The organism is Streptomyces sp. NPDC091649, from assembly GCF_044756785.1.
Taxonomy (GTDB): Bacteria; Actinomycetota; Actinomycetes; order Streptomycetales; family Streptomycetaceae; genus Streptomyces.
In genome coordinates this window covers 436,590-448,119 of sequence record NZ_JBIVTR010000003.1, presented here as the reverse complement: position 1 = coordinate 448,119, position 11,530 = coordinate 436,590, and the positions used below count along the sequence as shown (strand labels likewise).

11 protein-coding genes and 1 pseudogene are annotated in these 11,530 nt (G+C 72.8%); 6 read left to right on the top strand and 6 right to left on the bottom strand.

What is annotated here, in order from left to right; all coding sequences use genetic code 11:
- Positions 1–32 precede the first annotated feature (32 nt).
- On the top strand, positions 33–431 hold the full coding sequence (gene trxA, locus ACIQMU_RS09540) for a thioredoxin (protein ID WP_015612920.1): 399 nt from the start codon (positions 33–35) through the stop codon (positions 429–431).
- A 225-nt stretch (positions 432–656) separates the two neighbouring features.
- On the opposite strand, the gene ACIQMU_RS09535 is transcribed toward trxA, so the two are convergent.
- Positions 657–929, bottom strand: a complete 273-nt coding sequence (locus tag ACIQMU_RS09535) for a hypothetical protein (protein WP_352238628.1) — start codon at positions 927–929, stop codon at positions 657–659.
- A 55-nt stretch (positions 930–984) separates the two neighbouring features.
- Positions 985–2,007: a LacI family DNA-binding transcriptional regulator gene (locus tag ACIQMU_RS09530; RefSeq protein ID WP_356727754.1), complete on the bottom strand. Its 1,023-nt coding sequence runs from the start codon at positions 2,005–2,007 to the stop codon at positions 985–987.
- 144 nt (positions 2,008–2,151) lie between these two features.
- Between ACIQMU_RS09530 and ACIQMU_RS09525 the strand changes: the two genes are divergently transcribed.
- Positions 2,152–2,619: a type II toxin-antitoxin system PemK/MazF family toxin gene (locus ACIQMU_RS09525; protein ID WP_352238630.1), complete on the top strand. Its 468-nt coding sequence runs from the start codon at positions 2,152–2,154 to the stop codon at positions 2,617–2,619.
- A 314-nt stretch (positions 2,620–2,933) separates the two neighbouring features.
- On the opposite strand, the gene ACIQMU_RS09520 is transcribed toward ACIQMU_RS09525, so the two are convergent.
- The gene (locus tag ACIQMU_RS09520; protein WP_402688564.1) at positions 2,934–4,283 is read right to left on the bottom strand and encodes an endonuclease/exonuclease/phosphatase family protein; all 1,350 of its coding nucleotides are present in this window, start codon (positions 4,281–4,283) and stop codon (positions 2,934–2,936) included.
- Positions 4,284–4,777: 494 nt separating this feature from the next.
- Positions 4,778–5,107: pseudogene (locus ACIQMU_RS09515) on the bottom strand (TIGR02452 family protein); the annotation flags it as partial.
- Positions 5,108–5,253: 146 nt separating this feature from the next.
- Between ACIQMU_RS09515 and egtA the strand changes: the two are divergent.
- Genes egtA through egtD form a run of 4 tightly spaced genes read left to right on the top strand, consistent with a single transcriptional unit; the run spans position 5,254 to position 9,894 of the window.
- Positions 5,254–6,750 carry an ergothioneine biosynthesis glutamate--cysteine ligase EgtA gene (gene egtA, locus ACIQMU_RS09510; RefSeq protein ID WP_402688563.1) on the top strand — a complete coding sequence of 499 codons (1,497 nt, stop codon included), beginning with the start codon at positions 5,254–5,256 and terminating at the stop codon, positions 6,748–6,750.
- Positions 6,747–8,180 carry an ergothioneine biosynthesis protein EgtB gene (gene egtB, locus ACIQMU_RS09505; RefSeq protein ID WP_352238632.1) on the top strand — a complete coding sequence of 478 codons (1,434 nt, stop codon included), beginning with the start codon at positions 6,747–6,749 and terminating at the stop codon, positions 8,178–8,180. Before egtA ends, egtB begins: the two co-directional genes overlap by 4 nt.
- On the top strand, positions 8,180–8,935 hold the full coding sequence (gene egtC, locus ACIQMU_RS09500; RefSeq protein ID WP_352238633.1) for an ergothioneine biosynthesis protein EgtC: 756 nt from the start codon (positions 8,180–8,182) through the stop codon (positions 8,933–8,935). The genes egtB and egtC overlap by 1 nt, the downstream gene beginning before the upstream one ends.
- On the top strand, positions 8,932–9,894 hold the full coding sequence (gene egtD / locus ACIQMU_RS09495) for an L-histidine N(alpha)-methyltransferase (protein WP_402688562.1): 963 nt from the start codon (positions 8,932–8,934) through the stop codon (positions 9,892–9,894). The genes egtC and egtD overlap by 4 nt, the downstream gene beginning before the upstream one ends.
- Here the strand turns inward: egtD and ACIQMU_RS09490 are convergent.
- Positions 9,837–10,706: a lysophospholipid acyltransferase family protein gene (locus ACIQMU_RS09490; RefSeq protein WP_402688561.1), complete on the bottom strand. Its 870-nt coding sequence runs from the start codon at positions 10,704–10,706 to the stop codon at positions 9,837–9,839. The genes egtD and ACIQMU_RS09490 overlap by 58 nt on opposite strands.
- Complete coding sequence (locus ACIQMU_RS09485; protein ID WP_352238636.1) at positions 10,703–11,521, bottom strand: GNAT family N-acyltransferase; 819 nt, start codon at positions 11,519–11,521, stop codon at positions 10,703–10,705. Before ACIQMU_RS09485 ends, ACIQMU_RS09490 begins: the two co-directional genes overlap by 4 nt.
- Between the last annotated feature and the right edge of the window lie 9 nt (positions 11,522–11,530).

Below are 11,530 nucleotides of genomic sequence, written 5' to 3'. Positions count from 1 at the left end.
ACCGAACGGGCACAGGAAGAGGTATCTGAAGCATGAGCACCGTAGAGCTCACCAAGGAAAACTTCGATCAGGTCGTGAGTGACAACGGCTTCGTCCTGATCGACTTCTGGGCTTCCTGGTGCGGGCCCTGCCGACAGTTCGCACCGGTCTACGACTCGGCGTCCGAGCGCCACCCCGACCTGGTCTTCGCCAAGGTCGACACCGAGGCGCAGCAGGAACTGGCGGCGGCGTTCGAGATCCGCTCCATCCCGACGCTGATGATCGTCCGCGACAACGTCGCCGTCTTCTCGCAGCCCGGCGCCCTGCCCGAGGCGGCACTGGAGGACGTCATCGGACAGGCCCGGAAGCTGGACATGGACGAGGTCCGCAAGTCCGTCGAGGAGCAGAAGCGGGCGGCCGAGGCGGGACAGGGACAGCCGGAGCCCCAGTAGCGGCGCGACCGGCGCACGGGACGACCCGGGGCCCCGGCCGACACCGTGGACGCGGTGCGCGGCCGGGGCCTCAGTCGTGGCCGGCCAGCTGCCCGAGTCGAGTCCGGGGGCGGCGTTGGCCCGTTCCCGAGGCCCGTGGGCGGGGGCCCGCGCTCGCGCGGGCCGTTCCCGGCCGTGTCCCCGGTCCGGCGAGCGGGTGCCGGAAGCGGTGGTGAGCGCGCCCCGTCAGGGCGCGGGGCGCTCGCCCTGCGCCCCGGCGACGCGGACCGACATCCCGTAGTCCAGCTCCTCGCCGTCGATGAGCACGGCCTCCACCGTCCGCGTCTCCGGATCGACGTCCGCCTCCATGCCCTCGCCCGCGTACCGGGGATAGCCCGAGGCGCCCGTCTCTCCCGTGGCGGCGACTACGGCGGACCGGATGGGCCGGCCGGGGGCTCCGGTCCGCGTCCTGCTGTGGTCGGGGATCAGGAGGAGCTCGTAATTCTGCGGATGGCTCATGCCTCCGACGCTAGACACGCGCCGCTCGCCGCGCATGTCGTCGCGCCGGAGGCGGTCAGCTGGATTCCCGGTGTACGGCGTCGGTGCGGAGCAGGTCGTGGTGGACCGGTGGCCCGCCCGGGTGCTGGACCATGCGGTCGATCGTCTCGGCCAGTGGCTGCGGCATGGCGAGCTCCATGCGGACGGTGCTCAGCCGGGGACGCAGCAGTCGGCCGATGAGCGAGTCGTCCGCGCCGATCACCGCCGTGTCGGCGGGTACGGCGACCCCGGCGTCCTGGAGGGCCCGCATCAGCAGCATGGCGTACTCGTCGTTGTACGCGAACACCGCGTCCAGTCCCAGTTCCGCCCAGTGCGCGGCCAGCCGGTGCGCGGACTCCTCCTCGTACCACAGCGGGAGCGGGCGTACGCGGGCCCCCGCCGGCTCGGCGGCACGCCGTGCCCCGGCGAGGCGGGGTTCGGAGAAGGGCGCCCGGCCCGGTTCCTGGGGCATGACCACGCCGATGTGGCGGCGGCCGCGGGACAGCAGGTGTTCCACCGCACTGCCGCCGACCAGGCGCTGGTCCATGACCAGCCCGTGCGCTCCGGCCACCGGGTCGGGGCCCAGGGTGATCACCGCCTTGGCGCCGGAGCGGGTCAGGATGCCGGTGCCGTGCGGGGTGAGGGCGATGCCCGGCGGCACGACGACGGCGACGGGCCGCAGTTCGGCCCAGGCCGTGGCCGCCTCGTCGGCGGTGAGACCGACGCTGCCGTACTGGACGACCGTGTAGTCCAGGCGGCGCAACCCCGACTGGAGTTCCTCGAAGAAGTACTGGTGCAGTGGTCCCGCCGGTATGTGACCCGAGGGCAGCAGGACCATACGGCTGTGGCCGGCGCGCAGGCTGCGGGCGGCCGCGTGCGGAACGTAACCGAGTTGCAGGGCTGCCTCCCTGACCCGGCGTCGGGTGGGATCGCTGATCCGGACGGTGGCGTTGTTGTTCAGTACGTATGACACGGTGGCCCGGGACACTCCGGCGAGGCGCGCGACGTCGGCGCTGGTCGGAACGGAGACTTCGGCGGGCTGCTTGGGTAACTGGCTCATGGCGTCGGGCAGTCTTCCAGACCGGTGGGAGCGGGTTTCGGCCCGGGGCCCGCTGGTCCGGTCACGGTGGCCGGAACGCCGCCCCGCGGTCCGCTCCGACGCCCCGCTCCCGGGAACGGGCGGCGCGGGTTCTACGGTGTTGCGATGACCTTCCACGACAGCGCCTACCGATCCGACAACCCCTTTGACGTGCCCGGCAGCAGCGGGCCGACCGCCACGGTGCAGGCCGATCCCGACGATGTGCGTGTCGTGCGCACCTCCTACGCTCCCGATCGGGACGGCGATCCAGACCCCGGCGAGATCGTCTGGACCTGGGTGCCCTTCGAGGAGAACGACGGGCGCGGCAAGGACCGGCCGGTGCTCGTCGTCGCCCGGGAGGAGGCGGGTTCGCTGCTCGCCGTCCAGCTCTCCAGCAAGCAGCACGACCGGGACCACGAGTGGGTGGCACTGGGCGCGGGCCCCTGGGACAGCTCGGGGCGGCCGTCCTGGGCCGATCTGGACCGGGTGCTGCGGGTCCACGAGGACGGGATGCGCCGGGAGGCGTGCGCCCTGGACCGGGAGCGGTTCGACCGGGTCGCCGGGCGGCTGCGCGAGAGGTACGGCTGGAGCTGAGAGCGTCCACGGCTCGCGGGGGGCGCGACGGGGCACGGTCCCCGCCACGACGGTGATGAAAGGCCCCCCGGGCTTGGTACTCCAGCAGGGCTTCGCTGTCTGACCTGCGGGATTCGCCGGGGGGCGGAGTGTAGCGGGACTTCGATCGGGTGGGGGCGGTCTCGCGGAGACCGCCCCTCGATCGTGCGATGACGCCGCAGGCAGCGACAGCGGCTGGGCAGCCTCCGAGGGCTGCTACCGAGTGCGCCGCCGCTCGGCTGGACCTCGAAGACGACGTCGGGCCCGGAGGTCGGACGGCGACGCCTGCTGGGGTATTAGGTACCGGGCAGCCGCACGGTCCCGTAGACCGGGTAGTGATCCGACTTTCCGGCGTCGGCCGTGACGGAGCACGAAGAGAACTCGGCGGTGTCCTGGGCGAAGATGTAGTCGATCTTGATCGCTCGATCGCCGAGCGGCTTCGTCGCCTCGCCGTCCCGGGGCCTTCCCGTGATGCTGTTCTCGTCACACTCACGGTACTCGGCGTAGGTGTCGACCAAGACTGTGTTGGGAGGGTCGGACTCCGTGTGGTCCGGAGGCACAGAGTTGAAGTCGCCTCCGAAAATGGTCCGGTAGCCCCTCTGCTCGTACATCTTCACGATTCCCGCGAGCTGCCCCGCCTGCTGGGTACGCCAGACGCCGTCCGGGTCGCCGAAGTCCGCCCCGCCCGCCGTGAGGTGGGCATTGCACACCATGACGGCACGCGCGGGCAGAGCGGCGCACAGAGCCGACCGCTGTTCGTGCTCATGAGGGTCCGGGGACGCGAGGTCGTGGCGCTTGTACCAGACGTTCTCTTCAGGCACCGCGATGGCTATGCCGAACGCTCCCCGGTCGGCGCTGTCAGGCGCAGGCCCCATGGCACACTGCTTCTGGATTCTGGGCCCGCCGGCCTGGTGGTGCACAGGGGCGAATCGAACATCCCATCCGCGTCCGGTGTGGTCTTCGAGCATCCACTCGACACGTTTGGCGTGCTTCTCGCAGAACTCCTGAAAGAGAATGACATCGGGGCTCTTGAGCCTTCTTTTGATCTCCTCGTTGAGTTCCGCGAAACCTGCCCGATCATCACTCCACCCGCAGTTGTCATTGTTGTTCGCGCACACATTCCATGACATCACGTTCAACGTCGCGGCGTTTCCCGCGCCCACTTGCGGAGGCTGGTCGTCGCCGGCGCCGGCGACGGGTTCCAGAACGAACTTCTCCCAGGAGCCGAGCTTTGTGCCCCGTGCCCGCAGCAGGCCGTCGCCCGCCTCCCCCACCTCGGCGGTGACGTACTTCGGCGCTCCTCCGGTAGGCGTGGCCGTGAACGCCAGCACCTGCGACTCGTCGGGGGATCCCGCCGGGGGTTTCTCGTTCACGTACTCAGGTGTGAACTGTTGCCACTGCCCGAGCCTGGCGCCCCTGGCCCTGAGCATCCCCTCCCGATCGCCGCCGTCGTCGAACTCCGCCGTGACGAGGAATCCGGTGACTTCGGAACGAAGACCCATGGTCTTGGCCCTGTGATTGGTGTGCAGCGTGAACCGCTCCCAGGAACCGACCGAATCGGCGCGGGCCCGTAGCCTCCACTGCAGTTGAGCGTCAGTCTCGTTGAGGTCGACAGAGACATACTTTCCGTTTGCCAGCGACTTCAAGGCCCACTTCTGACCGGCCGATTTGGCGACAGCGTCGGCATCTTGCGAGATGTCCGCAGCGACCGCCGATGGAGCCGAGAACACTTGCAAACCAACTATCGCCGCGCAAAATATTGCGAGTGCCCTCAAAAGGCGGCGCATCGAATCCCTGTCTCTCTTATGATTTTTTTGACAGGAGCGTCACAAGGGGGCACGGCCCAGGCATACTTCTCGGCGCCTTGGCCAGGCGCTTTGCTTGATCGATCGCTCCAGATTTCAGGCGAGGATACGTGCTCCCCGATCGCCGCCTGCCCGGTGGGTCCGGGCCAGGATCCGGTCCGCACCAGCGGGAGTGGCGCGACGCCTGCCCAGGCCGACGTCGACACCGCCGAAACCCGCGTTCTCACCCGCTTCCGCAAGCCCGACGCCACCCTCGCCCCGGCTGCCGGAAGTTCGTCGCACGAACGTAGCCGACCGCGATCGAGGCCGCCCGCCCTCCGCGCGTCACGCCTTCCGGCCTCCCCCAGGGCCTGCGCGCCGTCGACGTAGCCGCCACCCGGGTTGCGGGCCGAGGCGTAGCTGAGGACAGCGGCCCGCCCGGCGGTCTCGGCGGTCGGCCGGCGGGCCGCGGCGAGGCGGCTCTCGCCGGTGACCTCGGTGCGAGGGACGCGGTCGGTGTCCAGGGCGGCGACGGGGACCGGGTCCGGTCCGTAGAGCCTCGTTCCGGACAGCGCGGCGGTCACGGCCCGTTCGATGGACACGTCCTGACCTGCCGCGTCGCGGTACCGCCCGGCCTCGACGACCGTTTCCGTCCCGCGAGCGATGCCGCGCAGCCGCGCGCTCACCGACGCTGCCCCCCGTGGTGCATACGGGGCATGGTGGTAGGGCACCCGGCCCGGGCACAAGCGTTTTTCCTTGGCCCGGGGGCACCCTTGTGCGATCTCCGGGTACGGGTTTGGCTGGTAGGCAAGCAGCTGAGAAGGAGCTCCTCATGGCCTCGGATATTCCCGACGCGACCGGCTCTCGCCCGGACGCCACGCCCCTCGACGTGAGCGGGGCGGAGGACTTACTGCGCGGCATCTGTTTCAAGACGGGCCCTCCCCGGACCGTCGGGGTGGAACTCGAATGGCTCATCCACGACCGGGAACATCCTCGCCTTCCGGTCGGACAGGAACGGCTGGACCACGCCGTCGAGGCGGTCCGCGCGCTGCCGCTCAGCGCGGCGCTGACGTTCGAGCCGGGCGGGCAGCTGGAACTCAGCTCGCAACCGGCCGGCTCCCTCATGGAGTGCGTCGACACCACCGCGGCCGATCTGGCGGCGGTCCGCGCCTCGCTCGGTGCGGCGGGCCTCGCACCGGTCGGGCTCGGCGTCGACCCGTGGCAGGCGCCGCGACGCCGGCTGCGGGAGCCGCGCTACGAGGCGATGGAGACCGCGCTGGACCGTGCGGGGCCCGCCGGGCGGGCGATGATGTGCAGCTCCGCGTCGGTCCAGGTCTGTCTGGACGCGGGCGAGGAGGAGCCGGGGCCGCTCGGTTACGGGCGGCGCTGGCAATTGGCGCACCTGCTGGGCGCGGTGCTGGTGGCGGCGTTCGCGAACTCACCGTTCCAGCAGGGCCGGCGGACCGGCTGGCGCTCCACGCGGCAGTCGCTGTGGACCTACCTGGACCCGGGCCGGGCCCTCGCGCCGGGCTCCGGACGGGCCCCCCGCGAGGCGTGGGCCGCCCATGTCCTGGACACGACCGTGCTGTGCGTGCGGCGCGAGACGGGCCCCTGGGACGTGCCCGAGGGGCTCACCTTCCGCGACTGGATCCGCACCGGTTCGCCCCGGCCGCCGGTGCGGGCCGATCTCGACTACCACCTGACCACGCTGTTCCCGCCGGTCCGGCCGCGCGGTCATCTCGAACTGCGCATGATCGACGCGCAGAGCGGACCGGACGGGTGGCTGGTGCCGCTCGCCGTCGCCACGGCCCTGTTCGACGACCCGGAGGCCGCCGAGACCGTGTACCGGACCGTGAAGCCGCTGGCCGAGACGGCCGGCGCCCCTGCCGCCCCGCGCAATCCGCTCTGGACGACGGCCGCCCGCGAGGGGCTCGCCGACCCGGAGCTGCGGGCCGCGGCCACCGCCTGCTTCGGGGCGGCGCTCACGGCACTGGAGCGGATGGGTGCGAGCGACGTGGTGCGCGACACCGTGGCCGCCTTCACCGACCGCTATGTGGCGCGGGGCCGCTGCCCGGCCGACGACCTGCCGGAGCCGGACGAGCTGACCGATCTGAGCCGGCTGACCGATCGGGGCCTGCTGACCGGCCGGGGCCTGCCGACGGGCCGGGGCCGGACGTCCGATCAGGAGCGGACGGGCGGCGGAAGGCCGTCGGCGGGCGCCGACGTGCCGACCGGACCGGCCGGGCCTCCCGCGCCCGGCCACGAGGAAGACCGTGCGGCCGGGCCGCCCACGATCCCGCCGTCTCCCGGAAAGGCGTCCTCCGTATGACCGAGCACCGCGAAGTCTCCCGGTACCGGGAGAACTCGGAGGGCGCGGAACACCGCGAGCACTCCGATGCCTTCGATCCGGCCCGCGCCACCGCCTCGACCGGTTTTCCCCTCGCGCCCGGCGTCGACCCCGAGGCCCTGCGGCGGCGTGCTCTGGACGCGCTGGTGGCCGCTCGGGAGCGTACGGCGCTGCTCACCGACAGCGTGGACGACGGCGAACTGACCGCCCAGCACTCCCCGCTGATGTCGCCGCTGGTCTGGGACCTGGCGCACATCGGCAACCAGGAGGAGCAGTGGCTGCTGCGCGCGGTCGGCGGACGGGAGGCGCTGCGCCCGGAGATCGACGGGCTGTACAACGCCTTCGAGCACTCCCGCGCCTCGCGCCCCTCACTGCCGCTGCTGGCCCCCGCCGAGGCCAGGACGTACGCCTCCGACGTGCGGGGGCGCGCACTGGACCTGCTGGAGGGCACACCGCTCCACGAGGGCGGACGCCCCCTGGAGCGGGCCGGGTTCGCCTTCGGGATGATCGCGCAGCATGAACAGCAGCACGACGAGACCATGCTGATCACCCATCAGCTGCGCGTGGGTCCGGCGGCGCTCACCGCGCCCGCCCCGCCCGGGCCCCCCGCCGGCGGCGAGGCCCTGCCGGGCGAAGTCCTGATCCCCGGGGGTCCGTTCACCATGGGGACCTCCGCCGAGCCGTGGGCCCTGGACAACGAGCGGCCCGCGCACCGGCGCGACGTGGCGGCGTTCCACCTGGACACCGCGCCGGTCACCTGTGGTGCGTACCGCCGTTTCGTCGAGGACGGAGGCTACGGGGACGAACGCTGGTGGGCCCCCGAGGGGTGGGCCATGGTCCGGGAACACGACCTGGCCGCGCCGCTGTTCTGGCGGCGCGAGGCGGGGCAGTGGCTGCGCCGCCGGTTCGGGGTGACCGAGCCGGTGCCCGACGACGAACCGGTGCTGCACGTCAGCTGGTACGAGGCCGACGCGTACGCCCGCTGGGCGGGGCGGCGACTGCCCACGGAGAGCGAGTGGGAGAAGGCCGCCCGGCACGATCCGGCCTCCGGCCGCTCGCGGCGCTACCCGTGGGGCGATGAGGACCCGACGCCGGAGCACGCCAACCTGGGGCAGCGGCATCTGCGCCCGGCGCGGGCCGGGGCGTATCCGCAGGGCCGGTCGCCCTCGGGGGCGGGGCAGTTGATCGGCGACGTGTGGGAGTGGACCTCCAGCGACTTCCTGCCCTACCCGGGGTTCGTGGCCTTCCCCTACCGCGAGTATTCGGAAGTGTTCTTCGGGCCGGGCCACAAGGTGCTGCGCGGCGGCTCGTTCGCCGTGGACCAGGTCGCCTGCCGCGGCACCTTCCGCAACTGGGACCTCCCGGTGAGGCGGCAGATATTCTCCGGCTTCCGCACCGCGAGGGACGCCTGATGTGTCGTCACATAGCCTATGTGGGCGAGCCGGTGGCGCTGAGTGAGCTTCTCCAGCGGCCGCCGCACTCCTTGGTTCGGCAGTCCTGGGAGCCGCGCCGCCAGCGCTACGGCACGGTCAACGCGGACGGCTTCGGAGTCGGCTGGTACGCGGACGGGGACCCGGTGCCCGGCCGCTACCGCCGCCGGGGACCCGTCTGGGGCGACGAGACCTTCAACGATCTGGTCCGGGTGGTCCGCAGCACCGCGTTGCTCGCCGCCGTACGGGATGCCACCGAGGCGGGTGCGGACGGGGAGGCCGCGGCGGCGCCGTACACCGCCGGCCGGCTGCTGTTCAGCCACAACGGAGCGGTGCGGGGCTGGCCCGGTTCGCTGGCCGGGCCGGCCGCCGCCCTGCCCGCCGAGAAGCTCCTGTCGCTGGCCGCCCGCAACGACTCGGCGCTGATCTGGGCGCTGGTCCGCCACCGGACCGACGCCGGGGACGATGTGCCGCGCGCCGTCGCGGAGACCGTCCGCGAGGTCGCGGCCGCCGCCCCCGGCTCGCGGCTGAACCTGCTCCTCACCGACGGCGCCACCATCACGGCGACCGCCTGGGGCGACACCCTCTGGTACCTCACGACACCGGGCCGCCGCACCGCGGTGGCCTCGGAGCCCTACGACGACGACCCGCTCTGGCGCGAGGTCCCCGACCGCACCCTGCTGGTCGCGACCTCCACGGACGTCCTGCTGACCCCGCTCAAGGAGCCCACCGCGTGAGTCCCTTCCTGCTGACCCGCACCCTGCCGCTGGACGCGACGGACGCGGCGCTGCGCGCCGACGTCCTCAGCGGCCTGACCCGGCATCCCAAGACGCTGCCGCCCAAGTGGTTCTACGACGCCCGCGGCAGCGAGCTGTTCGACGAGATCACCCGGCTGCCCGAGTACTACCCGACCCGCGCGGAGCGGGAGATCCTGCGGACGCGCGCCGAGGAGATCGCCGCGGCCTCCGGGGCCCGGACGGTGATCGAACTGGGCTCGGGTTCGTCCGAGAAGACCCGTCACATCCTGGACGCCCTGACCGAGTTGCACAGTTACGTCCCGGTGGACGTGAGTGAGAGCGCGCTGACGGGGGCGGCGGAGTCTCTCCTCGCCGAGCGGCCCGGGCTCTCCGTCCACGCGCTGATCGCGGACTTCACCGGCGGCCTGGCCCTGCCGGGGACGCCGGGGCCCCGGCTGGTGGTGTTCCTCGGGGGCACGATCGGCAATCTGCTGCCGGAGGAGCGGGCGGCGTTCCTGCGGTCGGTGCGCTCGCTGCTCTCGCCCGGTGACGCGCTGCTCCTCGGCACGGACCTGGTGAAGGACGAGGAGACGCTGGTGGCCGCGTACGACGACGCGGCCGGGGTGACGGCGGCCTTTAACAAGAACGTCCTGAACGTCGTCAACCGTGAGCTGGGGGCCGATTTCCCGCTCGGCGACTTCGAGCACCGCGCGGTGTGGAATCCGCGGGACCGGTGGATCGAGATGCGGCTGCGGGCCCGCCGGGCGCTGAGCGTCAAGATCCCGGAGCTGGACCTCGTGGTGCCGTTCGAGGCCGGTGAGGAACTGCGTACGGAGGTGTCGGCGAAGTTCCGCCAGGAGGACGTCCGCGAGGAGCTGGCCGCCGCCGGTATGCGGCTGGCTCAGTGGTGGACGGACGCGGCGGGCCGGTTCGCCCTGTCGCTGGCCACGGCGGCCTGACGGCCCGAGGGTCCGAGAACGGCCGCTCGCGCCCTGCTCGCCAGGGCGCGGCGGCCGGGCTCGACGCCCGCGGGGATCGGCGCGAGGACGTCGACCTGGGCGGTGAGCCCGGCCGCCCGTACCACCCGCCACAGGGAGGCGGCGAGCGGATCGGATCCCACGAAGGCGACGGCGCCCGCGCCCGGCCGGGAGCGGTGCGGCGCGGTGCGGTAGGCGATGCGGACCGGCCGGACCGTCGCGCCGGCGTCGATCGCCGCCTGGAAGACGGCGGGCCGGAACGCGCCGCCGCTCCGCCCGCACCAGGTGCTGCCCTCGGGGAAGACCACGACCCGGGAGCCGGAACGCAGGGCCGCGGTGACGGTGCCCACGGCGGCGGGCAGGGCGCGCAGCCGGTCGCGGTCGATGAACAGGGTGCCGCCGAGCGCGGCGAGGGCGCCGAGCAGGGGCCAGCGCCGGATCTCGCTCTTGGCGACCATCCGGCCGGGCAGCACGGCGGCGATCAGCGGAATGTCGAGCCAGGAGATGTGGTTGGCGACGACGAGTTCGCCGCCCGCGGGGGGTTCGGCGGGGTTGCGCCGGACCTTGACGCGTACGCCGAAGGCCCGGGGTACGGCGCGGGCCCACTGCCGGGTCAGCCGGCCCCTTTGGGCGGGACCGAGCAGCCGGACCAGCGGGACGCAGGCGGCCCCCAGCAGGACCAGGGTGCAGCCGGCCAGCAGCAGGAGGACCGCGGGCAGTGGCGCTCGTACGGTGCCGAAGTGGCGGGCGCAGCCGTCCGGGGTGCACGGGGCCACGGGCAGCCAGCCGCTCATCGCAGCGGGGCCAGGGAGAGGAAGTGGCGCAGGTAGCGCGGGTCGGTGCGGCGCAGTGAGAGCAGCACGTACAGGTCGGCGACGTTGAAGTCGGGGTCGTACGCGGGTGCTCCGCAGATCTGGGCGCCGAGCCGGAGGTAGCCGCGCAGCAGGGGCGGGAGTTCCGCCCGGGAGCCGGTGTCCGTGCCGTGCGCGGAGGAGTCCCAGAGGCGGTGCGGGGTCACCCAGTACTTCTCCGGCGCGAGGTGTGCCGCGCGTACGGTGTTCCAGCTCCGGGCGGCCAGGGCGCCGCCGTCGGCCAGCGGCAGGGAGCAGCAGCCGGCGATCCAGGTGTGGCCGGTGCGCTCCATGTAGCGGGCGAGTCCGGCCCAGACCAGGGCGATGACCGCGCCGTCGCGGTGTGCGGGGTGGACGCAGGAGCGGCCGACCTCGACGAGGTCGTCGCGGATGGGGGCGAGCCGGGTGAGGTCGAACTCGCTCTCCGCGTAGAGGCGTCCGGCGATCCGGGCCCGGTCCGGCGGCAGCAGCCGGTAGGTGGCGACGACGTCCCCGGTGGCGGTCTCGCGGACCAGCAGATGGTCGCAGTAGGCGTCGAAGGCGTCGCTGTCCAGACCGGGCTCGGGCCCTTCCAGCCGGGCTCCGAGCTCCCCGGCGAACACCAGGTGGCGCAGGCGCTGGGCCGCGCGTACGTCTTCCTGGCAGGTGGCGAGGGAGACGCGGTAGGCCGGTTTTGGGGTGCCGGCCGGGCCGGGGGCGGCCGAGGAGCCGGAGGCAGGGGCCGGGGCGGGGAGCTGGGCGACGGGCAGCACGGTCATGGCGGTCTC

Bases quoted from the DNA above. Each gene is read 5' to 3' on its own strand.
- trxA (WP_015612920.1), top strand. From the start codon at position 33: ATGAGCACCGTAGAGCTCACCAAGGAAAACTTCGATCAGGTCGTGAGT.
- ACIQMU_RS09535 (WP_352238628.1), bottom strand. From the start codon at position 929: ATGAGCCATCCGCAGAATTACGAGCTCCTCCTGATCCCCGACCACAGC.
- ACIQMU_RS09530 (WP_356727754.1), bottom strand. From the start codon at position 2,007: ATGAGCCAGTTACCCAAGCAGCCCGCCGAAGTCTCCGTTCCGACCAGC.
- ACIQMU_RS09525 (WP_352238630.1), top strand. From the start codon at position 2,152: ATGACCTTCCACGACAGCGCCTACCGATCCGACAACCCCTTTGACGTG.
- egtA (WP_402688563.1), top strand. From the start codon at position 5,254: ATGGCCTCGGATATTCCCGACGCGACCGGCTCTCGCCCGGACGCCACG.
- egtB (WP_352238632.1), top strand. From the start codon at position 6,747: ATGACCGAGCACCGCGAAGTCTCCCGGTACCGGGAGAACTCGGAGGGC.
- egtC (WP_352238633.1), top strand. From the start codon at position 8,180: ATGTGTCGTCACATAGCCTATGTGGGCGAGCCGGTGGCGCTGAGTGAG.
- ACIQMU_RS09490 (WP_402688561.1), bottom strand. From the start codon at position 10,706: ATGAGCGGCTGGCTGCCCGTGGCCCCGTGCACCCCGGACGGCTGCGCC.
- ACIQMU_RS09485 (WP_352238636.1), bottom strand. From the start codon at position 11,521: ATGACCGTGCTGCCCGTCGCCCAGCTCCCCGCCCCGGCCCCTGCCTCC.